Annotated in this window: 20 protein-coding genes; 10 read left to right on the forward strand and 10 right to left on the reverse strand. The window is 72.5% G+C overall.

Annotation, left to right across the window (positions count from 1 at the left end; all coding sequences use genetic code 11):
- Positions 1 to 4: 4 nt before the first annotated feature.
- From KHC27_RS17335 to KHC27_RS17355, 5 genes are all read left to right on the forward strand, one after another.
- On the forward strand, positions 5 to 805 hold the full coding sequence (locus KHC27_RS17335; protein ID WP_213340652.1) for an FAD binding domain-containing protein: 801 nt from the start codon (positions 5 to 7) through the stop codon (positions 803 to 805).
- 34 nt (positions 806 to 839) lie between these two features.
- Positions 840 to 1,490: a LysE family translocator gene (locus KHC27_RS17340; RefSeq protein WP_213340653.1), complete on the forward strand. Its 651-nt coding sequence runs from the start codon at positions 840 to 842 to the stop codon at positions 1,488 to 1,490.
- A gap of 56 nt (positions 1,491 to 1,546) precedes the next feature.
- Positions 1,547 to 2,464 carry an AAA family ATPase gene (locus KHC27_RS17345; RefSeq protein ID WP_213340654.1) on the forward strand — a complete coding sequence of 306 codons (918 nt, stop codon included), beginning with the start codon at positions 1,547 to 1,549 and terminating at the stop codon, positions 2,462 to 2,464.
- A complete protein-coding gene (locus KHC27_RS17350; protein ID WP_246520037.1) occupies positions 2,461 to 3,720 on the forward strand; it encodes a vWA domain-containing protein in 1,260 nt (419 codons plus the stop codon). Before KHC27_RS17345 ends, KHC27_RS17350 begins: the two co-directional genes overlap by 4 nt.
- Before the next feature lie 167 nt (positions 3,721 to 3,887).
- Complete coding sequence (locus KHC27_RS17355) at positions 3,888 to 4,673, forward strand: CHAP domain-containing protein (RefSeq protein WP_213340655.1); 786 nt, start codon at positions 3,888 to 3,890, stop codon at positions 4,671 to 4,673.
- On the opposite strand, the gene KHC27_RS17360 is transcribed toward KHC27_RS17355, so the two are convergent.
- Entirely contained in the window at positions 4,660 to 5,766 is a 1,107-nt protein-coding gene (locus tag KHC27_RS17360; protein WP_213340656.1) for a lysine-2,3-aminomutase-like protein, read from the reverse strand. The genes KHC27_RS17355 and KHC27_RS17360 overlap by 14 nt on opposite strands.
- Positions 5,767 to 5,859: 93 nt before the next feature.
- Between KHC27_RS17360 and KHC27_RS17365 the strand changes: the two genes are divergently transcribed.
- Genes KHC27_RS17365 through KHC27_RS17375 form a run of 3 tightly spaced genes read left to right on the forward strand, consistent with a single transcriptional unit; the run spans position 5,860 to position 8,549 of the window.
- A complete protein-coding gene (locus tag KHC27_RS17365; protein ID WP_213340657.1) occupies positions 5,860 to 6,183 on the forward strand; it encodes an XdhC family protein in 324 nt (107 codons plus the stop codon).
- Positions 6,184 to 6,885 (forward strand): XdhC family protein, encoded by a 702-nt coding sequence (locus KHC27_RS17370; protein ID WP_213340658.1) that lies wholly within the window; start codon positions 6,184 to 6,186, stop codon positions 6,883 to 6,885. It begins immediately after the preceding gene.
- Positions 6,882 to 8,549, forward strand: coding sequence for an NTP transferase domain-containing protein (locus KHC27_RS17375; protein WP_213340659.1), 1,668 nt, complete (start codon positions 6,882 to 6,884; stop codon positions 8,547 to 8,549). Before KHC27_RS17370 ends, KHC27_RS17375 begins: the two co-directional genes overlap by 4 nt.
- Positions 8,550 to 8,555: 6 nt before the next feature.
- Here the strand turns inward: KHC27_RS17375 and bcsS are convergent, their stop codons facing one another.
- Together bcsS and KHC27_RS17385 are read right to left on the reverse strand one after the other, a co-directional pair.
- Positions 8,556 to 9,308: a cellulose biosynthesis protein BcsS gene (bcsS, locus tag KHC27_RS17380; protein WP_246520038.1), complete on the reverse strand. Its 753-nt coding sequence runs from the start codon at positions 9,306 to 9,308 to the stop codon at positions 8,556 to 8,558.
- Between the two features lie 153 nt (positions 9,309 to 9,461).
- Entirely contained in the window at positions 9,462 to 9,929 is a 468-nt protein-coding gene (locus KHC27_RS17385) for a DUF488 domain-containing protein (protein WP_213340660.1), read from the reverse strand.
- Positions 9,930 to 10,262: 333 nt separating this feature from the next.
- On the opposite strand from KHC27_RS17385, the gene KHC27_RS17390 reads away from it, so the two are divergent.
- On the forward strand, positions 10,263 to 11,789 hold the full coding sequence (locus KHC27_RS17390) for an ATP-binding protein (RefSeq protein ID WP_213340661.1): 1,527 nt from the start codon (positions 10,263 to 10,265) through the stop codon (positions 11,787 to 11,789).
- 53 nt (positions 11,790 to 11,842) lie between these two features.
- Here the strand turns inward: KHC27_RS17390 and KHC27_RS17395 are convergent, their stop codons facing one another.
- The 3 genes from KHC27_RS17395 to KHC27_RS17405 all read right to left on the reverse strand — a co-directional run bounded on the left by KHC27_RS17395 (position 11,843) and on the right by KHC27_RS17405 (position 15,102).
- On the reverse strand, positions 11,843 to 13,168 hold the full coding sequence (locus tag KHC27_RS17395) for a TRAP transporter large permease (protein WP_213340662.1): 1,326 nt from the start codon (positions 13,166 to 13,168) through the stop codon (positions 11,843 to 11,845).
- Positions 13,168 to 13,767, reverse strand: coding sequence for a TRAP transporter small permease subunit (locus KHC27_RS17400; RefSeq protein WP_213340663.1), 600 nt, complete (start codon positions 13,765 to 13,767; stop codon positions 13,168 to 13,170). Before KHC27_RS17400 ends, KHC27_RS17395 begins: the two co-directional genes overlap by 1 nt.
- Positions 13,768 to 13,938: 171 nt before the next feature.
- A complete protein-coding gene (locus tag KHC27_RS17405) occupies positions 13,939 to 15,102 on the reverse strand; it encodes a TRAP transporter substrate-binding protein (RefSeq protein WP_246520039.1) in 1,164 nt (387 codons plus the stop codon).
- 271 nt (positions 15,103 to 15,373) lie between these two features.
- Between KHC27_RS17405 and KHC27_RS17410 the strand changes: the two genes are divergently transcribed.
- Positions 15,374 to 17,587 (forward strand): esterase-like activity of phytase family protein, encoded by a 2,214-nt coding sequence (locus tag KHC27_RS17410; RefSeq protein WP_213340664.1) that lies wholly within the window; start codon positions 15,374 to 15,376, stop codon positions 17,585 to 17,587.
- 68 nt (positions 17,588 to 17,655) lie between these two features.
- On the opposite strand, the gene KHC27_RS17415 is transcribed toward KHC27_RS17410, so the two are convergent.
- From KHC27_RS17415 to KHC27_RS17430, 4 genes are all read right to left on the reverse strand, one after another.
- A complete protein-coding gene (locus KHC27_RS17415; protein ID WP_213340665.1) occupies positions 17,656 to 20,424 on the reverse strand; it encodes a molybdopterin-dependent oxidoreductase in 2,769 nt (922 codons plus the stop codon).
- 207 nt (positions 20,425 to 20,631) lie between these two features.
- Entirely contained in the window at positions 20,632 to 22,362 is a 1,731-nt protein-coding gene (locus tag KHC27_RS17420; RefSeq protein ID WP_246520040.1) for an ABC transporter permease, read from the reverse strand.
- Between the two features lie 31 nt (positions 22,363 to 22,393).
- Entirely contained in the window at positions 22,394 to 23,425 is a 1,032-nt protein-coding gene (locus tag KHC27_RS17425) for an iron ABC transporter substrate-binding protein (protein WP_213340666.1), read from the reverse strand.
- 139 nt (positions 23,426 to 23,564) lie between these two features.
- Entirely contained in the window at positions 23,565 to 24,197 is a 633-nt protein-coding gene (locus KHC27_RS17430; RefSeq protein WP_213340667.1) for a hypothetical protein, read from the reverse strand.
- Positions 24,198 to 24,374: the final 177 nt, after the last annotated feature.

The following is a 24,374-nucleotide window of genomic DNA, read 5'->3' on the forward strand; positions in this document are numbered from 1 at the left end:
ATCCATGTTCGCCTTCACCTATCACCGCCCCTCCAGCGTGCGCAAAGCCGCCGCGCTGGCGGCGAGCGTCGCGGACGGCAAGCTGCTCGCGGGCGGCCACACCCTCATCCCCACGCTGAAGCAGCGCCTCGCCGCGCCCGGCGACGTCATCGACCTCGGCGGGATTCCCGATCTCGCCGGCATCGAGCTGCGCGGCCGCACCCTGTCCATCGGCGCGATGACCCGGCATGCCGAGGTCGCCGCCTCCCCGGTGGTGAAGGAGGCGGTGCCCGCGCTCGCCTATCTCGCCGGGCTGATCGGCGACCCGGCGGTGCGCAACCGCGGCACCATCGGCGGCTCCATCGCCAATAACGACCCCTCGGCCGACTATCCCGCCGCCTGCCTCGGCCTTGGCGCCACCATCATCACCAGCCAGCGGCGGATCGAGGCGGACGATTTCTTCACCGGCCTGTTCGAGACGGCGCTGGAGCCGGGCGAGATCATCACCCGCATCGCCTTCCCGGCGGTGAAGAAGGCGGCCTATGTGAAGTTCGCCAACCCCGCCTCGCGCTACGCCATGGTCGGCGTGTTCGCGGCCAAGCGCACCGCCGACATCCGGGTGGCGGTCACCGGCGCCTCGCAGAGCGGGGTGTTCCGCTGGACCGAGGCGGAGGAGGCGCTGAAGAAGCGCTTCGCCGGGCGATCGCTGGATGGTCTCTCCCTACCGGCCGATGATATGATCTCGGACCTTCACGGCAGCGGCGAGTACCGCGCCCATCTGGTGGGCGTGATCGCGCAGCGCGCGGTGGAGGCGGCAGCCGGATGACCGGACGCCGCGTCCCGGCCGACCGGATCGTTTCATGCCGAGCCTCCAAGCCTATGTGGTGACGACCTTCGTCTTCGAGTTCGTGCCCGGCCCCAGCACCGCCTATCTCGCCGCGCTGACGCTGACGCGCGGGCGCGAGGCGGGGGTGGCGGCCATCCTCGGCCTCACCCTCGGCCAGGCGCTGGTGGGGGTGCTGGCGGCAACCGGTCTCGCGGCGCTGATTGACCGCAACCCGGTCGCGCTCGACGTGCTGAGCTGGGCGGGCGTCGTCTTCCTGTTGTGGCTCGCGGTGCGGGCGTGGCGGGACGGCCAGCGCGCCGGCGCGGTGGAAACCCGCCCGGGCGAGGGAGGCGAGGGGTTGCCGCCGGTGCCCCGGCTCAGCGCGCGGCAGCATTTCGCCGACGGGGTTCTCGCCAATGCGCTGAACCCCAAGGCGGCGGTGTTCTACCTCGCGGTGATGCCGACCTTCATAGACCGGGCATGGCACCCGCTGGTGGTGCAGAATCTGGTGCTGGTCGTCATCTATCTCGGCGTGGCGGCGCTGCTGCACCTCTCCGTGCTGATCTTCGCCAGCCAGATCGGCCGGGTCATGGGCGGGCGGCACGCCGAGCGGAAGATGCACCGGCTCATGGCGCTGTGCATGCTGGCCATCGCGCTGTGGTTCCTCTGGAAGATGCAGAGCTGACCGGAGCCGGACCCGACCCGGCCGCACCCCGGCCCACCGACGAGGAAGGCGACCCCATGGCACAGGCCGTTCCCCACTCCATCGAGACCACGCAGGCGCTGCTCGCCGGGCAGGGCTATGTTGCCGACCGGGCGCTGGCGACCGTGGTGTTCCTGGCGCTGCGGATGGGCCGCCCGCTGTTCCTGGAGGGCGAGGCCGGCGTCGGCAAGACCGAGATCGCCAAGGTGCTCGCCGCCGGGCTCGGCCGCCGGCTGATCCGGCTGCAGTGCTATGAGGGGCTCGACCTCGCCAGCGCCGTCTACGAATGGAACTACGCCGCGCAGATGATCGCCATCCGCGCCGCCGAGGCCTCCGGCACGGTGGACCGCGAGCGGCTGGTGGAGGATGTGTTCGCCGAGCGCTACCTCATCCGCCGCCCGCTGCTGGAGGCGCTGGAGCCCGACGCCGCCGGCGCGCCGGTGCTGCTGATCGACGAGCTGGACCGCACGGACGCCGCGTTCGAGGCCTTCCTGCTGGAGGTGCTCTCCGATTTCCAGGTGACGATTCCCGAGCTGGGCACGGTGCGGGCGCCGCACCGGCCGATCGTGCTCGTCACCTCCAACCGCACCCGCGAGGTGCACGACGCGCTGAAGCGGCGCTGCCTCTACCACTGGGTGGACTATCCCGACGCGGCGCGGGAGCTCGCCATCCTGCGGGCGCGGCTGCCGGGCGTGCCGGCGAAGCTCTCGCGCGAGGTGGTGGCGTTCGTGCAGGCGATCCGCCGGGAGGACCTGTTCAAGGCGCCCGGGGTGGCGGAGACGCTGGACTGGGCCTCGGCGCTGGTGGAGCTCGACGCCGCCGCGCTCGACCCCGCGGTGGTGGGCGACACGCTCGGCGTGCTGCTGAAGTACCAGGACGACATCGCCCGCACCGACGCCGGCAAGGTCGCGGCGCTGGTGAAGGAGGCCCGCCACGCCGCCCGGGCCGCGGGATGAGCGCCGGGCGCGGCGCGGGCGGCAGCGCCGGGGCGGGGCGCCACGATGGCGGCACCATGTCGCCGCCGGGTGCGACCGGGCCGGCCGGCGGCCGCCTCGCCGACAACATCGCCTATTTCGCCCGCACCCTGCGCGCGGCCGGGCTGCCGGTGGGACCGGGCGCGGTGCTCGACGCGGTGGAGGCGGCCTGTGCCGCCGGGCTCGGCGAGCGCGAGGATTTCTACTGGACGCTGCACGCGGTGTTCGTGACGAAACGCGAGCAGCACCTCGTCTTCGACCAGGCGTTCCGGCTGTTCTGGCGCACCCGCCAGCTCGACGAGCGGCTGATCGCGATGATGTCCCCCACCGTGCCGGCCCGGCCCAACCCGGAGCGCCCCCCGCTCCGGCGCATCGAGGAGGCGCTGTTCGCCGGCATCGGCGAGCGCCGCGCCGAGACCGCGCCGCCACCCCGCATCGAGGTGGATGCGCGTCTCACCGTCTCCGCCGACGAGGTGCTGCGGGCCAAGGATTTCGCCCAGATGAGCGCGGCCGAGATCGCCGAGGCCCGCCGCCGCATCGCCGCGCTGGCGCTGCCGCGCGAATGGGTGCGCACCCGCCGGCTGCGGCCGGACCCCCGCGGCGCCCGGCTCGACCTGCGCGCCAGCCTGCGCGCCAGCCTGCGCGTGGGCGGCGATCTGGTCGCGCTGAAGCGGCGCGGCCCGGCGGAGCGGCTGGCGCCGCTGGTGCTGCTGATCGACATCTCCGGCTCGATGGCCGACTATTCCCGGCTGATGCTGCACTTCGCCCACGCCCTCACCGAGGCCCGGCGCAACGTCGAAACCTTCCTGTTCGGCACCCGGCTGACCCGCGTCACCCGGGCGCTCGCCCGCCGCGACCCCGACGAGGCGCTGGAGACGGCCGGCGCCACCGCGCGCGACTGGTCCGGCGGCACCCGCATCGCCACCTCGCTGGCGGCGTTCAACCGGCAGTGGTCGCGCCGGGTGCTGGGGCAGGGCGCCCGGGTGCTGCTGGTGAGCGACGGGCTGGAGCGGCCTGCCGGCGAGGGGCCCTCGCTCGGCTTCGAGATGGACCGGCTGCACCGCTCCGCCGCCCGGCTGATCTGGCTGAACCCGCTGCTGCGCTATGAGGGCTTCGAGGCGCGGGCGCAGGGGGTGAAGGCGATGCTGCCCCATGTCGACGACTTCCGCCCCATCCACAACCTCGCCAGCATGGAGGCGCTGGTGCGCGCGCTCTCCGGCGAGGGGCGGGACGGCTGATCGCGCGGGCACGTCAGCCCGCAGGCCGAATCGGCGCGAGGGCGTCGCGCCCGGCCATTACAACGCAGGGTAAATGTGGTGTGATGGGCCGCCTCCCGCCCGCTCTGCCGGGCGCCGAAGGCAGCGCGGCGTGCGCGGCCATGCGAGGCGTGCAGCGGGGGCTGACCATGGACTATCCGGGACGGGTGATCGCGCGCGGCGAGGCGGACGCTGCCATCGTCCGCGCGTTGCAGCAGCGCCTCGCCGAGCTGGGCTATGCCACGACCTCGCCGCCCGGGGTGTTCGATAGGGCGCTGGCTTCGGTGGTCAAGCTCTACCAGACCCGCCATGTCGACGCCCTCGGCCGGGCGCTGACGGTGGACGGCGAGGTCGGCCCGCTGAGCTGGGCCTCGCTGTTCGGCGGGACGCTCGACGCGGCGGCGGTGGCGCGGGGCGCGGGGGGCGGCCCGCTGCCGGGAGGCACCACGCTGCGCGAGCGCGCCCTGCGGATCGCGATCGGCGAGATCGGCGTGCGCGAGGTGCCGGTCGGCTCCAACCGCGGGCCGCGGGTGGAGGAATATCTTGCTTCCACCGGCCTCGGCGGCGGCCATTACTGGTGCATGGCCTTCGTCTACTGGTGCTTCCGGCAGGCCGCGAGCGAGGCCGGCGTCGCCAATCCCTTTCCGCGCACCGCCGGCTGCCTCGACGCGTGGAACCGCACCAAGCCCATCCGCATCGCCAAGGCCGCCGCCGTCGCCAACCCCGCGCTGGTGGTGCCGGGCGCGGTGTTCATCCTCGATTATGGCGACGGCAACGGCCACACCGGCTTCGTGCGCAGCGCCGCCGGCGGCGCCCTCACCACGGTGGAGGGCAACACCAACACCGATGGCAGCAACAACGGCATCGGCGTGTTTCAGCTCGACAGCCGCAACGTGATGAAGCCCAACCTCAAGGGCTTCATCATCGTGCCGTGACCTCTGCCGGCGCGGCGAGGCCCTCGGCATAGGGGTGCGTGCCGCCGCAGGGGTCGCTCACCCGCCAGCCTTCCGGGGTCGGTTCGAGATAGCCGGGCCCGACCGGCACCTTGCCGTGGCCGCCGGGGATGTCGAGCACATAGGTCGGCAGAGCGAGGCCGGAGAGCCGGCCGCGCAGCGCCGCCATCAGCGCCTGCCCGCGGGCGATGGGCAGGCGGAAATGCGCGGTGCCCGGCGCGAGATCGGGGTGGTGCAGGTAGTACGGCTTCACCCGGCTGGCGGCGAGGGTGCGGAACAGCGCCTCCAGCGCCTCCGCCGTGTCGTTGACGCCGGCCAGCAGAACGCTCTGCCCCAGCAGGGGAATGCCGGCATCGGCGAGGCGGGCGAGCGCGGCGCGCGCCTCCGGGCCGATCTCGCGGGCATGGTTGGCGTGGACGGCGACATAGGTCGCGAGGCCCTCCGCCTTCAGCGCCGCGACCAGCTCCGGCGTCACCCGCTCCGGCGCGGCGACGGGCACGCGGGTGTGGAAGCGCAACACGGCGACATGGCCGATGGCGGCGATGCGCCGGGCCAGCTCCGCCAGCCGGCGCGGCGCCGCCATGAACGGGTCGCCGCCGGTGACCACCACCTCCCAGATGGCGGGGGTGCGGGCGATGTAGTCGAGCGCCGCGTCCAGCGCCGCCGGCGAGAGGCTGGTCCCCGCACCGGGCCCCACCATCTCGCGCCGGAAGCAGAAGCGGCAATAGACCGCGCACACCCCCACCAGCTTCAGCAGCACCCGGTCGGGATAGCGGTGCACGATGCCCGGCACCGGGCTGTGGGCGTCGTCGCCGATCGGGTCGCCATCCTCTCCCGGCGTTTCCACCAGTTCGCTGGCGTCCGGCACGAACTGGCGGCGCACCGGGTCGTCGGCGGCGGTGGGGTCCATGCGCCCGACGAGCGTGGGGGTCACCGCCACGGCGTAGCGGCCGGCGACCGCCTCCAGCCCCGCGCGGCTGCCGATCAGGCCGGCGGCGTCGAGCGCGTCGAGCGTGCGCAGCGTGGCAGAGGGTGCGGGGGAGGCGGCGGGCGGCAGCGGAAGGACGCGGGACATCGGCGCCTTGTGATGTGTTTCGGCGTGTTGGGCAAGGCGCGACGGGCCGGGCTGGGCTATATGTGATGGGTTGGTCCGCCCGGGAGGTTGTTCATGTTCGCGCGCGAGGACGATGTGCTGGAGGCCGCCGCCCGCTGGCGGCGCGAGGGGCGCGGGGTCGCGCTGGCGACCGTGGTGGAGACGTGGGGCTCGGCCCCCCGCCCGGTCGGCAGCCACCTCGCCATCGACGAGGAGGGCGCGTTTCTCGGCTCGGTCTCCGGCGGCTGCGTCGAGGGCGCGGTGGTCGCCGAGGCGGCCGAGGTGATCGCGGGCGGCGGGCCGCGCCTGCTGGAATTCGGCGTCGCCGACGAGACCGCCTGGCAGGTCGGGCTCTCCTGCGGCGGGCGCATCGCGGTGTTCGTGGAGAAGGTGGCCTGAATGGACCTCGCCCTTCTCGAAGCGCTGAACGCGGAGCGCGCGGCGCGGCGGGCCTGCGTGCTCGTCACCGCCATGGATGACGGCCGCCAGCGGCTGGTGACCGCGGCACAGGCTGCTGCCGACCCGCTGGCCGGCCCCATCGCCGAGGCGCTGCGCAGCGGCCGCAGCGGCATGCTCACGCTCGGCAATGAGCGGGTGTTCCTCACCGCCCATGTGCCGGCGCCGCGCCTCGTCGTCACCGGCGCGGTGCACATCTCGCAGGCGCTGGCGCCGATGGCGACCATGGCCGGCTTCGACGTCACCCTGATCGACCCCCGCACCGCCTTCGCCACGGCCGAGCGCTTTCCCGGTGTCGCGCTTCACGCGCTTTGGCCGGATGAGGTGCTGCCGCGGATCGGGCTCGACCCCTTCACCGCCTTCGCCGCGCTGACCCACGACCCCAAGATCGACGATCCCGGCCTTGCCGCCGCGATCGAGGCGGGGTGCTTCTATATCGGCGCGCTCGGCTCCCGCCGCACCCACGCCACCCGGCTGGAGCGGCTCGCGGCGCGCGGCGTGCCCGAGGCGGGCCTTGCCCGCATCCGCGCGCCGATCGGGCTCGATATCGGCGCGGTGAGCCCGGCCGAGATCGCGGTGGCGGTGCTGGCGGAAATCGTCGCGACACTGCGCCAGCGGCCCGCCGCGCGGGAGAAGGCGGCGTGAAGTTCGGCACGCTGCCGCTCGCGGAAGCCGAGGGCGCGCTCTCGGTGCACTCCATCCGCCTGCCGGGGCTGGAGCTGCGCAAGGGCACCCGGCTCGACCGGGCGCTGCTCGAGGCGCTGGCGCGGGCGGGGGTGGAACGCCTCGTCGCCGCCCGGCTGGAGCCGGGCGATATTGCGGAGAACGATGCCGCCGCCAGCCTCGCCGCCGCACTGGCCGGCGCGGGCACCACGGCGGACGCCGCCTTCACCGGCCGGGTGAACCTGCGGGCCACGGTGCCCGGCGTGCTGGTGGTCGACCCCGCGGCGGTGGACGTGCTCAACGCGGTGGATGAGAGCGTGACGCTGGCCACCCTGCCGAATTTCCGCGCCGTGGCGGCGGGAGAGATGGTGGCGACGGTGAAGATCATTCCCTTCGCGGTGGAAGGCGCGGTGCACCGCGCCGCGCTTGCCCGCGCGCGGCCCATGGTGCGGGTGGCGCCGTACCGGCTGCGGCGCGCGGCGGTGATCTCGACCCTGCTGCCCGGCCTGCTGCCGAAGGTGGTGGCCAAGACCCTGCGGGTGACGGCGCAGCGCCTCGCCCCGGCGGGTGCCGCCATCGTCTGGCGTGCCGAAATCCCCCACGAGGCGGAGGCGGTGGAGCGGGCGGTGCGCGAGGCGATCGCGGCCGGGGCGGAGATCGTCATCCTGTTCGGCGCTTCCGCCATTGCCGACCGGCGCGACGTGGTGCCGGCGGGCATCGTGGCGGCGGGAGGGCAGATCGAGCATTTCGGCATGCCGGTGGACCCCGGCAACCTGCTGCTGGTGGCGCGCTGCGGCGCGGTGCCGGTGCTCGGCGCGCCGGGCTGCGCCCGCAGCAGCCGGGAGAACGGCTTCGACTGGGTGCTTCACCGGCTGCTCGCCGGCCTGCCGGTGCGGCGGGCGGACCTTGCCGGCATGGGGGTAGGAGGCCTTCTCATGGAAATCGCGACACGCCCGCAGCCCCGCGAGGGGCTGGAAGAGCCCGCTATCGCCCGTACCGCCGCGGTAGTGCTGGCGGCGGGCCGCGGCACCCGGATGCCGGGCCGCAACAAGCTTGCCGCCCCGCTGGACGGTGTGCCGCTGGTGCGCCGGGCGGTGGAGGCCGCGCTGGCCTCCCGCGCGCGGCCGGTGCTGGTGGTCACCGGCCACGAGCCGGAACGGGTGCGCGAGGCGCTGGCCGGGCTCGATGTGAGCTTCGTCCACAACCCCGACCATGCCGAGGGCATGTCGACCTCGCTGCGGGCGGGCATCGCCGCCGTGCCGGCGGAAGCCGATGCCGCGGTGGTGCTGCTCGGCGACATGCCGCGGGTGACGGGCGGGCTGATCGACCGGCTGGTCGAGGCGCTGGCCCCGGCGGCCGGCCGGCTGGTCGCGGTGCCGGTGCGTCAGGGCCGGCGCGGCAACCCGGTGGCCTGGGCGCGCCGCCTCTTCCCGGAGCTGGCGGCGCTGACCGGGGACGTCGGCGCCCGCCATCTCATCGCCGCCCATGCCGAGGCGGTGGCCGATGTCGCGGTGGAGGACGACGACGCCTTTGTCGATGTCGACACCAGCGACGCGCTGGAGCTGGAGGAGCTTCACCGCATCGCCGCCCGCGCCGGCACCGACGGCGCCGAGGCGCTGGAGGCGATGCGGGCCGAGGATGCGTGAGGCGCTTCAGTACGGCCGGTAGAGCGAGAGCGTGCCATAGGCGCCGTCGTCGCTGTCGGAACTCCAGCGCCACCCCGCCGCGGCGCGGACCATGGCCCCGAGCAGCGGCAGGTTGACGAAGCCGCCGGCGCGCATCTCGCTGGAGAGGCGGTCGGTGAGGGCGCCGGCCTCCGCGCCGATCTCCCAGCCGCTTTCCAGCACCTTGGCCGCGGTGAGCCGGAGCGTGGCGGTGCGGTCGGCGGTGGAGAAGCCGGCGGCGGCGGTGGCGATGAGGTCCGGCCGCAGCCGGCCATAATATTCCGCTACCGCCTTGGCGCCGGTCTGGGTGCCCTGGTCGGGGTTTGAGGGGTCAGGGTTCTGCAGCCGGTTGTCGACGACATTGGCGCCGCCATAGAGCGCCAGCGCGTGCGGCCCGCGCAGGAACTGCCAGCCGGCCAGCATCTCGCCTTCGGTCTTGGTGCCGGTGTTCCAGCCGCCCGCCACCGCGTCGGTGCGGTAGCGGTACTGGCCGAGCCCGCCCTGCGCGCGCAGCCGCAGCCCCTCGCGGTCCATCGGGGCGAAGGGCGCCCAGGCGGCGCCGGCCCAGCCATAGGCATTGTCGCGGGCGACATCCATGCCGGAATAGAAATAGAGCCGGTTGGCCAGGGTGGCCGCGGCATCCTCCGCCCGTGCCGCCATGGGCTGGCAGAGATGCGCCGCCAGAACGGCGCACACAGCCGGAACGAGGCGCGCGCCGACGATCCGTGGCGAACGGGACATGGTGAACCGGGGTGTGGCTGATGGTGGCGTCGGGCGCCTGATACCACCGATCCGAGCACGGTGATTCGGTTGTGATCAAGCAATCCTGAGTTGATTTTGCGCGCGGAAGTCCGTATCTGCCCGCGGCACGCGCCGGAGATGCAGGCCAGCCGTTCAGAGCGGGTCGGCCGCCAGATGCTCGACCCGGACGCCGACCCGCTCGCAGACGATGTCGGCGATGATCTGGCGGTGGCAGTGCTCGGGGTGGCGCTCGAAGCACAGCAGGCAGGCCCGCCGCCCCGCCCGCACCAGCCCGGTCAGCTCGTCGAGCTGCTGCTGCGCGGTGGGGGTGGCGAGATGCTCGGAAAAGATGCGCCGCATCTCGGCGTGGCGCCCGCTGCGCGCCGCCTGCCGCCCTTCCGCCGGGGTGCCGAGGCCGCGCAGGTGGAGATAGCCGATCTCCCGGCTGGCGACGCCCGCGGCCAGCAATGTCTTGGAGAAGCCGGCGCGCCGGGAGGCGGCCACCGCCCGCACGTCCACCAGCAGGTCCACCCCCGCCCGCGACAGCGCGTCGAGCACCGCCTGCGAGGAGACCTGCTCATAGCCGATGGTGAACAGCGGCGCGGTGGTGGTGTCGGTCATCGCGGGAAGGTCTGGCGGGACATTTGGGATGGGGCGGAGACGCAGCATTGTCAGAGCGCGGCGGCGTTGTCGAGCGTTGCCGCCGCCCGTGGTGTCGGTGGGCTCGGCGGGCGGATGCGCGGAAGACACAGGCCGCGCCGAAGCCGCGGCGGCGCTTGCCCGGCGGCGCCGAATCTGTGGAGAGTGCCGCCCCGTCACCGGCCGCGCGGCGCGCGCCCGTGCTAGAGACGGGGCGCAGGTCGGGCTGCGGCCCGGGTGGCGCGGGCGGGGGCCTTGCCCGGTCGTTCCCGCTCCGGCGATGGCTCATTCAGGCAGACGGAAACGCGAAACGGCATGAAGGTCGGCATCGATCTCGGGAGCAGTTCGGCGGGCCAGCCGGTGCGGCTCGACCTTGAGGAGCTGCTCTCCACCCGCCTGCTGGTGCAGGGCAATTCCGGCTCGGGCAAATCCCACCTGCTGCGCCGCCTGCTGGAACAGAGCGCCGGGCATGTGCAGCAGGCGATCATCGATCCCGAGGGCGACTTCGTCGGGCTCGCCGAGCGCTACGGCCATGTCGTGATCGACGCTGAGCGCACCCAGGGCGAGATCCAGCGGCTGGCGGCGCGGGTTCGTCGCCACCGGGCCTCGGTGGTGTTCAACCTCGAGGGCCTCGACGCCGACGCGCAGATGCGCTCGGCCGCTGCGTTTCTCAACGGGCTGTTCGACGCCGAGCGCGAGTACTGGTTTCCCATGCTGGTCATCGTCGACGAGGCGCAGCTCTTCGCGCCGGCCGGCGGCGGCGAGATTTCCGACGAGGCCCGCCGGGTCTCGCTCGCCGCGATGACAAATCTCATGTGCCGCGGCCGCAAGCGCGGCCTTGCCGGGGTCATCGCCACCCAGCGCCTCGCCAAGCTCGCCAAGAACGTGGCGGCGGAGGCCTCCAACTTCCTGATGGGCCGCACCTTCCTCGACATCGACATGGCCCGCGCCGCCGACTTGCTGGGCATGGAGAAGCGGCAGGCCGAGAGCTTCCGCGACCTCAACACCGGCTCCTTCGTCGCGCTGGGCCCGGCGCTCAGCCGGCGCCCGCTCCCGGTGCGGGTCGGCCCGGTGGAAACCGCCAGCCGCAACGGCCGGCCGGAGCTGATGCCACCGCCGGAGATGGGCGCGGCCGCGCTGCAGGACCTGATCTTCGAGGACGGCGCCGATCCCGAGCCGCCGGCGCGGGTGGTGCCGGCGCCGCGGCCGATCACCGAGATTCTCGAGCGCATCGACGAGGCGCCCGCGCCCGAGGCCGCCCTTGCCGACCCGGAGACGCTGCGCGCCATCGAGGCCGAGCGCGAGGAGCTGATCGCCGATATCGTCCGCCAGTTCGTCACCGAGGGCGACCAGCCGATCCGCTCGGCGGCGAGCCTCTATCAGGACTTTCTCGTGCATTGCCGGGTGCGCCGTGTGGGCTCGCGCGTGCCCGACCTCGCCGATTTTACCCGCCGCCTCGCCATCGCCCGGGCGGGGGTGGACCATGGCCTCGCCTGCGCCGACCGCGAGAGCGGGGACTGGCAGCGGGCGCTGGCGCAGGCCGGCGAACTGCCGGAGGAGATGCAGGGCGTGTTTCTCATGCTGGCGCGGGCCGGCATGGAGGGCGCGCCCTCGCCGACCGACGAGGCTCTGGCGCGGGCCTATGGCAGCCGCTCGCCCTCGCGCGGGCGCTGGCTGCTCACCTACATGGAAGAGCGCGGCTATCTCGCCTGCGAGAGCGACTTCCGCGGCAAGCGGGTGGTGCGCTTCCCCGCCTTCGGCTGGAAGACCGCCGCCGGCGATCCCCGCCCCACCGAGGCGCGCCCGGGCGATTCCCGCGCGGCGGAGCCCGTCCGCGGCTGACGTCCTGCGGGCAGGGCCGGGCGGGGGCACCACGCCTGTTGCCGGCCCCTGCCTCAGTTGTAGAGGAAGCCGGGCAGCCAGAGCGCGATGCCGGGGAAGATGTAGAGCAGCGTCATGGCCAGGATCACGATGTAGATGAACGGCATCACGCCGGAGAAGATCTCGTCGATCGAGACGTACTTGGGGGCCACGCCCTTGAGGTAGAACGGCGCCATCGCCACCGGCGGCGAGAGGAAGGAGGTCTGCAGGTTCAGCGCCACCAGAATGCCGAAGAAGATCGGGTCGATGCCGAAATTGTCGAGCAACGGCAGGAAGATCGGCAGGAAGATGACGATGATCTCGGTCCATTCCAGCGGCCAGCCCAGCACGAAGATGATGATCTGGGTCAGGATCAGGAAGCCGACCGGGCCGAGATTGAGCGAGAGGATGAACTGCTCCACCACGTGCTGGCCGCCGAGCAGGGCGAACACCGCCGAGAAGACGGCGGAGCCGACGAACAGCCAGCACACCATGGCCGAGGCGCGGGCGGTGAGGAAAACCGAATCCTTCAGCTTCTGGAAGCTGAAGGTGCGGTAGGCCAGCGCCAGCAGGATCGCCCCCAGCGCGCCGATCGCCGCGGCCTCCGAGGGGGTGGCGAGGCCGAGGATGATGCAGCCCAGCACCGCGCTGATGAGCAGCACCAGCGGCATGAACGAGGTGAGCAGCGCCCAGATGATGGTGCTGGCCGGGACGTTGCGCTCCGCCGCCGGCAGCTTCGGTGCCAGCGCCGGGTTGAGCATCGCCCGGATGACGACATAGGCCATGTACATGCCCGCCAGCATGATGCCGGGAATGAAGGCGGCGGCGTAGAGCTTCACCACCGAGACGCCGGCGGTGGCGCCGTAGAGGATCAGCATCACGCTGGGCGGAATGAGGATGCCGAGGCAGCCGCCGGCGCACACCACGCCGGAGGCGATCCGGGTGTCGTAGCCGGCCCGCAGCATGGCGGGGAAGGCCAGCAGCCCCATCAGCGTCACCACCGCGCCGACGATGCCGGTGGCGGTGGCGAACAGCGCGCAGGTGAGCAGCGTCGCGACCGCGAGCGAACCCGGCAGCCAGCCGGCGGCGAGCTGGATGGCGCGGAACAGCCGGTCGAGGATATTCGCCCGCTCGACCACATAGCCCATGAACAGGAACAGCGGGATCGAGATCAGCACGTCGTTCGCCATCACCGAATAGGTGCGCTGGACGAACAGGTTGAAGATGCTGTCTCCCTGCGTGAAGTAGCCGAACCCCACCCCGAGGGCCATGAGGGTGAAGGCGATGGGGAAGCCGAGCATCAGGAAGATCAGGAACAGGACGAGCATCAGCACGCCCAGGGCGGGATCCGACAGAAACATCACAGCGCTCCGTGGGTGGTGCCTTCGCGGTCCGCCCGGTTGGCGGCTTCCTCGAGGATGACCTTCTCCATCTCCTCGACGTCGTGCAGGCGCTGCGGCCAGTCGCCGTCGCGCATGCAGATGAGGCACCGCACCACCTCCACCACGCCCTGCAGCAGCATCATCGCGCCGGTGATCGGGATCACCGCCTTGATCGGCCAGATGATCGGCCCGTCGGGGCTGAAGGAGGAATGCTCGTTCAGCATGTAGGCGAGGTGGAAATAGCCCCAGCCGGAATAGATCAGCGCCAGGATGCCGGGGAAGTAGAACAGGAAGTAGAGCACGAGATCGACCCGCGCCTGCGTCGGCGGCGACCATTTGCGGTAGAGGAAATCGCCGCGCACATGGCCGTTGCGCGAGAGGGTGTAGGCGCCCGCCATCATGAACAGCGCGCCATAGAGCATGAGGCTGACGTCATAGGCCCAGGTGGTGGGGTCCTTCAGCACGTAGCGGCGGAACACCTCATAGGTGATCGCCAGCGTGAGGATGACGATGCACCACGCGAAGGCCTTGCCGATGAAGGCATTGAGCCGGTCGACGGCGAGCAGGACGGATTGCATGGGAGGGCCTCGCGGGCGCTGGGCGCGGGACGATGGACCACCGCCGCGGCCGGGCGTCGCCGTCCGCTGCGTGGCCGTTCTGGCGGCGTCGGAACAGGGCGCCGGCCCGTGGCGCGCGCGGCGGGCCGGGGCCGGGCGGTCGGGGCGCCGCGACGGCGGCGCCCGCCGGGGTCAGGCCTTGCCGAAGAAGTGGTCGTAGGCCATGCGGCTGTCGACCTCGTATTGCAGGCGGAAGCCGACCACCCGCTGCGCCCATGCCTTCTGGCTGTCGATCACCTTCTTGAAGAAGGGGTCGGCGGACAGATTGGCGATGACCGTGTCCCAGGCGGCGAGCTGGGCCTCCAGCACCGGCTTCGGCGTCGGCAGCACCTTGACGCCGCGCGCCTTGATCGCCTCCAGGTCCTTGGAATAGCGGTCCTGCGCCTTCCACATCATGTCGGAGGAGGCGGCGTCGCCGGCGGATTTGAGGATGGCCTGAACGTCCGGCGGCAGCCCGTCGAACTTGGTCTTGTTGAACAGGATCTCGAAGCACTCCAGCGCCTGATGGTAGCTCTGGATCATGTAGACCTTCGACACGTCGGGGAAGCCGAGCACGAGGTCGGAGGAGGGGTTGTTGAACTCCGCGCCGTCCAGCAGCCCGCGGTCGATGGCGGGCACGATCTCGCCGGCCGGGACGATGGTCACCGCGGCGCCGAGTTCCTTGCTGAGGTCGGCGCCGAGGCCGACGGTGCGGTATTTCAGACCCTTCAGGTCGGCGGCGGAGGTGATCTCCTTCTTGAACCAGCCGAGCGGCTGGGTCGGCATCGGCCCGTAGAGCATGCCGACCACGTTCAGCTTCAGCACGTTGGTGATCAGCTCGTCATAGAGCGCCTGCCCGCCGCCATAGCGCACCCAGCCCAGCAGCTCATCGGCATCCCAGCCGAAGGCCGGTGCGGTGCCGAACAGCGAGAAGGCCTTGTTCTTGCCGTACCAATAGGCGGCGACGCCGTGGCCGCCGTCGAGAATGCCGGCGGAGACCGCGTCCGCCATCTGGAAGGCCGGCACCACCGAGCCGGCGGCGAGCAGTTCCAGCTCCACCCGGCCGCCGGTCATGGTGTTGACGCGCTTGACATAGTCGCCGGCGAATTCGTGGAAGATGTCCTTGTTCGGCCAGGTCGACTGGAACTTCAGCCGGATGGGCGCCTGGGCGTGGACGGCGGGGGCCGCGAGGGCGGCGCCGGCGGCGCCGGCCGCCACGGTGGCGATGAAGCGGCGGCGGCTGGCGGCACCTTCAGCGCGGACGGGCACTTCGTTCTGCGCGCGCACGGGCGCGTCGTTCCCTGACGTGTCGGTCATGGGGGCGTCTCCTCTGGCGTTTCCTCGTGCGGTGCGTTGCCCGCCTCGATCCGGCGCTTGTGCGCCTGAACCTTGGGGAAAGAGACGATGCCGCTTCGGCAGGTGCAAGCGAAAAGCTTGGTATTCCAGAAAAAGACGACTGAACTAAAGTAGAAATGCTTTTGACTCTACGTCAATATTCATGACCCTTCGCCCGGCTTCCGCAGGTGTCATCCCGTCGTCATCGAACCGCGCTGGAACTGCCCCGACGATTCAGCTCAAGGGATGATCCATGCGCGCTTCTCTCCTCTCCGGCATCTCGCTCGCTGTACTGATGGCCGCCACGGCCCATGCGCAGTCGCCGGCGCCGGTGTTCAACCGGGTGTCCAGCTTCCTCGTGATCGACAACCTGCCGCCCGGCGCCGATGCCTCCAAGCCCACCTCGGCCGAGATCATCAAGGCGACCGCCGACGGCAACACGCTGGTCTACACCGACAGCCCGGGTGAGCGGCTCGGCCTCGTCGACATCACCGATCCCGCGGCGCCCAGGGCCGGCGGCGTGGTGGCGCTGGGCGGCGAGCCGACCTCCACCGTCGTGGTCGGCGGCCGGGCCTTTGTCGGCGTCGTCACCTCGAAGTCGAAGGCGGAGCCCTCCGGCTTCCTCGCCACGGTGGACCTCGCCGGCCGCAAGATCGAGATGAGCTGCGATCTCGGCGGCCAGCCGGATTCGCTGGCGGTGAGCCCGGACGGCAGCTTCCTCGCCATCGCCATCGAGAACGAGCGCGACGAGGAGATCAATGACGGCGCGCTGCCCCAGCTTCCCGGCGGCAATCTCACCGTCTTGCCGCTGAAGGACGGCGTGGCCGACTGCGCGGCGAAGAAGGTCGTCGACCTTACCGGCCTCGCCGCCATCGCCCCGGAGGACCCGGAGCCGGAGTTCGTCGACATCAACGCCCGGAACCAGGCGGTGGTGACGCTGCAGGAGAACAACCACATCGTTCTGGTCGACCTGCCCACCGGCAAGGTCACGGCGCATTTCCCCACCGGCACGGTGACGCTCGAGAATGTCGACACCAAGAAGGATGGGGTGATCGACCTCACCGGCACCCTGAAGGACGTGCCGCGCGAGCCGGACGCGGTGCACTGGATCGACGACAACCGCTTCGTCACCGCCGACGAAGGCGACTGGAAGGGCGGCACCCGAGGCTTCACCGTCTACGACACGACCGGCAAGGTGCTGTTCGAGAGCGGTCCGGCGCCGGAATATCTCGCGGTGCGGGCCGGCCATTATCCCGAGAAGCGCAACAAGAAGGGCATCGAGATGGAGGGCGCCGAGGTCGCGACCTTCGGCGACGAGCGCCTGATCTTCGTCGGGGCCGAACGCGCCTCGCTGGTCTTCGTCTATCGCGACCGCGGCCCGGACGCGGCGCCGGAATTCCTGCAGATGCTGCCCGGCGGCATCGGCCCGGAGGGGCTGCTCGCCATTCCCTCGCGCCAGCTCTTCGTGACCGCGAGCGAGACCGACCGCCGCGAGGATGGCGGCATCGGCTCGGTCGTCACCCTCTTCCAGCGCGCGCCCGGCGTGGCGGCCTATCCCACCATCACCGCGCAGGACGGGCCGGACGGCAAGCCGATCTGGTGGGGCGCGCTCTCCGGCCTCGCGGCCGACGCGTCGAAGCCCGGCACGCTCTACGCCGTGACCGACAGCTTCTACGCGCAGGCCCGCATCCTCACGGTGGACGCCGCGCAGAAGCCGGCCACCATCACCGCGGCGACGCTCGTCACCCGCGGGGGACAGCCGGCGAAGGGGCTGGATCTGGAAGGCATTGCGGTGCGCCCGGCGGGCGGTTTCTGGGTGGTTTCCGAGGGTAACCCGGAGAAGAAGGAGAACCCGACCCAGAACCTGCTGCTCCGCCTCTCCGGGACCGGCGCCATCGAGGAAGAGATCGCCCTGCCGGAAGCGCTCGCCGCGCAGGCGACCCGCTTCGGCTTCGAGGGCGTGACCGTGGTCGGCTCCGGCGCCGGGGAGACGGTGTGGATCGCGGTGCAGCGGCCGTGGAAGGACGATCCGAAGGATCAGGCCCGGCTGCTCGCCTACACCCCGGCGACCAAGAGCTGGGGCTATGTGCGCTACCCCCTCGATCCCGCCGCCAGGGGCTGGGTCGGGCTTTCGGAGGTCTCCGCGGTCAATGGCGGGCTCCTCCTCATCGAGCGCGACAACCAGATCGGCCCGGACGCCAAGGTGAAGAAGCTCACCTATGTCTCGCTCGCCGGTGTCACCCCGGCCCCGCTCGACGCGAAGGACGCCCCGGTGCTGCGCAAGCAGCTCGCGGTCGACCTCATCGAGGCGCTGAAGACGCCGAAGGGCTATGTGCTGGAGAAGGTGGAAGGCTTCACCCTCGATGGCGCCGGCAATGGCTACATCGTCACCGACAATGACGGGGTCGATGGCTCGTCCGGGGAAACCCAGTTCATCGGCATCGGCAAGGTCGACGTGAAGATGTGAGGGCGGACGTCCGCCAAAGGCCGCGGAAGCCGGCGCTTCCGCGCGTCTGATGGGGGCGCCGCGCCGGTTCAGGGCGCGGCGGCCGCCGGCCGCAGCAGGCGGCACAGTTCCGGCCGGCATGAGCCGCAGGCGGTGCCGGCCTTGAGCCTTTCGCCGAGGGTGGCAAGGTCCACTCCCGGCTCCGCCGCCACCAGCCGCTCGAGGGCATGGCGGCCAACCCCGAAACAGGCGCAGACCTGCGGGCCCGGGCTCCCGGCCGCGTCCACGCCCCGCAGAAGCGCGCGCCGCGCTTCGGGCGCCACATTCGCCTGTTCCAGCAGGTGCTTGACCGCATCGAGCCGCGGCGGCGCCACCGCCGGCCCGATGAAGAGCGCCGCCGCGACCCGGCCGTCGGCATCGAAGCGCGCGGCGCGGTAGAGCCCGGCCGGCCCGTCGTCATGCTCCACCGCCGTTCCGGAAGCGCCGGCCTGCCGCCACGCCTCTTCCCGCCAGAGCGCCTGTCGCCATGCGGTGGCGTCGCGGGCATCGGCGAAGAGGCGGGCATGGCCGCCCGCCACCGCGACATCCGCCCACCACGCCGCCGACCATGGCGCCGCGTCCCGTACCGGTGCGGCCCCCCGCACCAGCAGGATGCCGCGTGTGGCGGCATCCACACGCTCCGCCCGCACCGGGGCGCCCTTCGACTCCGGCTGACCGGAGACGGGATCGACCTCCGCGCCGATCAGGGCATTGACCCGGGCGCCCGAGGCGGTGGTGTCGGACCAGTGGATCGGGGCGAACAGGGTGCCGGGCGGCTGGTCCGCCGAGAGCTGCGCCAGCAGCGTCGCCGCCCCATGAGGCGAGGACAGCCGCACCAGATCGCCCGCGCCGATCCCGCGCCGCGCGGCGTCGGCCGGGTTCATCGCGACAAAGGGCGCCGGAGCATGGCCGCCGAGCCGCGGGCTGAGGCCGGTGCGGGTCATGGTGTGCCACTGGTCGCGGGTGCGGCCGGTGAGGAGCACCAGGGGGAAGGCGGGGCTCGCCGGCTGCGCCAGCGCCGGCGCCTCCGGCGCGACGAAGCGGGCGCGGCGGTCCGGCGTGAAGAACCCGCCCTCGGCGAAAAAACGTGTCTCGCCCGTCGTTTCGCCGGCGCGTACCGGCCATTGCACCGGCGCCAGCGCGTCGTAGGCGGCCGTGTCCACCGTTGCCAGCGCGCCGAGGTCGAAATCCCGGGTGCCGTCATTCTCGAAGGCGGAGAGGCCGGCATGCTCGCGGAACACCGCGGCCGGGCCGTCCCAGCCGAAGGCGCCGGCGAAGCCGAGCCGCCGCGCCTCACCCGGCGGCGGCAGGAAGGGCCGCTGGCGGGAGATGCGGCGCTCGGAATTCGTCACCGTGCCGTCCTTTTCGCCCCAGCCCAGCGCCGGCAGCGCGACATGGGGCTGGCAGGCGAGGGTATCGCTGGCGAGCACATTGTCGGAGATGGCGAGAAAATCGAGCTGGGCCAGTGCCTTGCGCTGTCGGTCCGCCTCCGGCAGGCTCACCGCCGGGTTGGTGCCCATCACCCACAGCGCGCGGATGCGGCGCTCCGCGATCGCCTCGAACAGCGCGACCGCCTTCAGCCCCTCCCGCGTCGCCATGCGCGGGGCGCGCCAGTAGCGGCCCACCCGGTCGATCGCCTCGGGCGTGAAAACCATGTGCGCGGCCAACTGGTTGGCGAGGCCGCCGACCTCTCGCCCGCCCATCGCGTTGGGCTGGCCGGTGAGGGAGAACGGGCCCATGCCGGGCCGCCCGATCCGTCCGGTGGCGAGGTGGCAGTTGATGATGGCGTTGACCTTGTCGGTGCCCTGCGCCGACTGGTTCACCCCCTGCGAAAAGGCGGTGACGACCCGCTCCGTTTCGGCGAACAGCCGGTAGAAGGCGGCGAGGTCGGCCGCCGGCACGCCGCTGGCCCGGGCGGCGGCGTCGATATCCGGCGCCAGCGCCCGGGCACGGGCCAGCGCGGCCTCGAAGCCGCTGGTGTGGGCGGCGATATAGGCGGTGTCGAGCCGGCCGGCCTCGGCGAGGAAGGCGAGCAGGCCGGCAAAAATGATCGTGTCTTTTCCGGGGTTTAGGTGGAGGGCGAGGTCGGCCTCCGACGCCGTGGCGGTGTGGCGGGGGTCGATCACCACCAGCCTTGTGCCGCGCGCCGCCCGCGCCGCTTCCAGCCGCCGGAACAGCACCGGGTGGCACCAGGCGGCGTTGGAGCCGACCAGCACGACGAGATCGGCGAGATCGAGATCGGCATACACCCCCGGCACGGTGTCGGAGCCGAAGGCGCGGCGGTGTCCCGATACGGTGGAGGCCATGCACAGCCGCGAATTGGTGTCGACATTGGCGGTGCCGAGGAAGCCCTTGGCGAGCTTGTTGGCGGCGTAATAATCTTCCGTCAGCAACTGGCCCGAGAGATAAAACGAAACGGAATCAGGGCCATGGCGCTCGATGGCGGTGCGGAAGCCCTCCGCCACCCGCCCGAGCGCGTCGTCCCAGGAGACGCGGCGCAGCGGCCCGGCGCCCTGCCGCATCATCGGGTGCAGAAGCCGGGTGCCGAGGCCCAGCGTCTCGCCCAGAGCGGCGCCTTTCGAGCAGAGTTTTCCGTGGTTCGCGGGGTGCGCGGGGTCGCCCGCGATGGTCGCGCCGCCCCGCCCGTCCGGCCGCGCCAGCAGCCCGCAGCCGACCCCGCAATAGGGGCAGGCGGTGTGCACCACGCTGCGTACCGGAGCCCGCCCCGCGCGCGGTGCGGTCGGTGCGGTGGGGTGGACGATGGGACCGATCGGGTCGGCCTCGCCGTCCACGCCGTTCCCGCCCGGCGTTTCGCCCATCACCATCGCTTCGACGTCCGCCCGCCACGCCCGGAATCCGCGCCGGCAGCATAGCCCGACACCACCGCGCCGTCATGCCGGCGGGGCCCGTCGGGGCCGGCGGCGGGGACCTTCAGGGAAGGGGGGCGGCAGCGGATGACGTTGGAGCGGGCGGCCCGGCCATCGCCGGCCGCCGGCCCCGCGCACGGGCGCGCGGGACCTTCTGCGTCAGGCACCGCGGCGGCCCTGTTTCAGCGTGCGCAGGGTGAAGACATAGACCGGCAGCCCCGACACCAGCACCAGCAGCGCGGCATAGGGCGCGGCGGCGGCATAGGAGCCGTCATTGGTGTAGGACCACACCTCGGTGGCCAGCGTCGAGACGCCGGAGGGGGCGAGCAGCAGCGTCGCCGTCAGCTCCCGCATCAGCTCCAGCACGATCAGCGCCATACCGGCGCCGAGCCCCGGCGCCAATGCCGGCAGCGTCACCGCGGCGAAGGCGGCGAGCGGTCCCCGGCCGAGCGTGCGGGCCGCCTGCTCCAGCTCCGCCGGCACCAGCTCGGCGGTGGCGCGCAGGGCGGACTGCGCCAGCGGCAGGAACAGGATGGCGTAGGCGACGAAGACCAGCGCCGTGGTCTGGTAGAGCGCCGGCACCAGCCGGATGGCGCCGAAGATCAGCGCCAGCGCCACCACCAGCCCCGGCAGGCCGTGCACGACATAGGGCAGCCGCTCCAGCAGCGGGGCGAAGCGGGTGCCGAAGCGGGTCGCCAGCAGCACCAGCGGCAGCGCCAGCAGCGTCGTCAGCGCCGCCCCGCCGAGCGAGAGCTGCAGCGAGCCGGCGATCGCCCGCAGCAGCCCGGCCGCGCCGGCGCCGGCCGAGAGCCCCACCGTCAGCCAGTAGCCGAGCATGCCGAGCGGCACCCCCAGCGCGGCGGCGGCCAGCAGCGCGAGGCCGAGCTGGGCGGGAAGCTGGACCCGGCCGAGCGGCAGCAGCGGCGGCTCGCGCCGGCTGCGGCGGTCGGCCCGGGCGAGGCGCTGGTCGCGCCGCACCCACGCCTCGCCGAACGCCACCGGCAGGCACAGCGCCATCAGCACGCCGGAGAGCAGGGCGGCGTTGGCGCTGTTGAACTGAAGCTCGTACTCCTGGAAGATCGCGGTGGTGAAGGTCTGCACCCGCAGCAGCGACAGCGCGCCGAATTCCGCCAGCATGTGCGACATCACCAGCAGCCCGCCGGCGGCGAGCGCGGGGCGGATCTGCGGCAGCACCACCCGGCGCAGGGCGCGCGGCGCGGTCTCGCCCAGCGAGCGGGCGGCGTCCTCCAGCCGGGTGTCCATGCGCCGCAGCGCGGCGGCGGCGGGCAGGTAGATCAGCGGGAAATGCGACAGGGTGAGGATCAGGATCGCCCCGCCGAGGCCCTGGAAGGACGGGCCGAGCGAGGCCCAGGCATAGGAGGAGACGAAGGCCGGCACCGCCAGCGGCAGGCACACCAGCGTGCGCCAGAGGCCGCGCCCCGCCAGCGCGCAGCGCTCGATGAGGAAGGCGCAGGCGGTGCCGATCACGATGGAGAGGCCGGTGACGGCGAGGGCCAGCGCCAGCGTGTTGGCCAGCAGCTCGGCGCTGCGCGGGCGCAGCAGCAGGGCGAGCGCGGCGGCAAGCCCCGCCTCCCAGCCCCGCGCCAGCACGTAGAGAATGGGCAGGGCGACGAGGAACACCGGCACCGCCGCCGCCGCCAGCAGCCAGAACGGCGCCCGCCCGCGCCCGCCCCGCCGCGATCGGCCGGCGGCCGGCAGGGTTTTCGCGTCTCCGGCGGTCACATCCCCGGCCGCCGCGTCGCCGGCCACGGCGAGGCGGAGCGGCAGGTCCGCCATGCCCGGCTCCTCCCGGCCCAGCAGCGCGCCTCGGGCGCGCGGCTCCTCCGGGGGGCGCACGTCGTCTGCGCGAAGCTCGGGCGCGAGGCTCATGGCAACACCGCGCAGGCGGGGCGGGCGGGGCTCACGCGAGGCCCGCCTCGCGCGCCAGCGGGATCGCCTCGGCGGCGTCGCCGAGATCGGCCGGCGTCACCGGCGGCGGGTCCAGCAGGTCGAACGGCTCCAGCGCGTAGGGCGAGGCGATGCCGGGGCGCAGCGGGTATTCCGCCATGGCGTCGGCGATGATCTTCTGTCCCTCGGCGCTGACGAGAAAGGCGAGGAAGCGCTGGGCCGCCTCCGGGTTGCGCCCGCTCTTCAGGATGGCGGCGGCGGAGACGGTGATCAGCGCGCCGGGGTCCTGGTGGCGGATGTAGTGCAGCGCCGAGCGCATCTTCGCCGCGCCCACCTCCTGCGCCACGGTGAACCAGTAGTAGTTGTTGATGAGCGCGCAGGGAATCTCGCCCCGCTCCACCGCCTGCATCGCGCCGATATTGTTGTTGTAGACCCGGCCGACCTTCTTCATGCCGCGCAGCCAGCCGAGCGTCGCGTCCCGCCCCTTCATCTGCAGCAGCGCCACGATCTGTTCCTGGAAGGCGTCGCTGGCCGGGGCATAGCCCACCTTGTCGGCCCAGCGGGCGTCGGCGAAGCCGAGCAGGGAGGCGGGCAGCTCCTCCTCCTTCACGAGGTCGCGGTTGAAGGCGACCACGCGGGCGCGGGCGGTGATGCCGGTCCATTCGCCGGAGGTGGCGACATAGGTGGCGGGAATCTGCGCCAGCGTCTCCGCCGGCAGCTTCGCCAGCATGCCGCGCTTGGCCAGCGCCGCCACCGGCGGGCTGCCTTCGGAATAGAACACGTCGGCCGGGGAGAGGTCGCCTTCCTCGATGAGCTGGTTGGCGATCTGCGGGCTGGAGCCGTTGCGCACCAGCACCTCGATGCCCGTCGCCTTGCTGAAGGCGGCGACCACGGCGTCGGTCACCTGGCGGTGCTGGCCGTTGTAGAGCGTCAGCTCGTCGGCCGAGGCGGCGCGGCCGGCGCGCACGGAGCCACCGGCGAGGGCGGCACCGGCGCCGAGGGCAAGGCCGGTCCGCAGCAGGGAGCGGCGGTCGATCCGGTACATTGGAATTACTCTAACCTATTGGTCCAACGTGACTTTTAGCGTCACGCCCTAGCAACGCCCTCCGTCGCCGCTTGTCAACGCTGCCTTTGCGGAAGCTCGCGCAGCCGTGCGGCCCTGCCGTGCCGCAGCGGGCAGCGCCTCACTGCAGGGGGCATGCCTCCACCCGCGAGAGCTTGGCGGCAAAGCGGGCATTGGGGTAGCCGTCGAAGAAATCCATCACCACGATGGTCGCCGTGCGGCCCGGCGGAATGAGGGTGCGGGTGGTGAAGGCGGCGTCCGAGAGGCTCATGGTCTGGGTGCTGACCTCCACCGAGCGGATCACCTTGTCCGGCAGGGTGTTGGTGAACTCCCACAGCAGCACGTTGGTGTGCACGGTGAAGCCGGCATTGGCGGAGCGGAGCGCGCGGAATTCCGCCGGGCTCACCGGCGTCGCCTTGCAGCCGGCGTAGCGCTCGGGCAGGCCGTCGCGCTCCAGCGCCGCCTTCTCCTCGGCGAGGCAGGTGTCGCGGCAGGCCCGCAGCGTGTTGCGCAGGGCGAGGTCGTCGTCGCCGCTGTTCATCCGGCCGGAGATGCAGGCGCGCATGCAGCTTTGCGCCGCGAGCGCCCGGGCGGGCAGCAACGCCGGCAGCAGCAGGGCGGCCGCGACCAGCGGCGAGGGCCGGCCGAACCGGTGCCGCCGGGCGGCGACGGCGCCGCGCCGGGCGGCGCGCGCGGGTGTCGCGGCCGGAGGCCGGGCGGCGGGGAAGGCGGAGGCGTCGGGCATGGGCAGCATGGCGTTTCTCCGGTGGCGTTGTGCCGGTACGGGTGGAAGGCGGCGCCTTCCGATTCGGCGGCGGAATGTCTGCGCATTCCTGTGTCACGACGGGCCGGGGCGGGCGGCCGGCTCCATCGGGTGGATACGGCGGCGATTCCCGCCTGGACGTGCCCAGGGGCACGAAGAGCTGCGACG

It is taken from the genome of Ancylobacter lacus (assembly GCF_018390635.1).
Classification (GTDB): domain Bacteria; phylum Pseudomonadota; class Alphaproteobacteria; order Rhizobiales; family Xanthobacteraceae; genus Ancylobacter; species Ancylobacter lacus.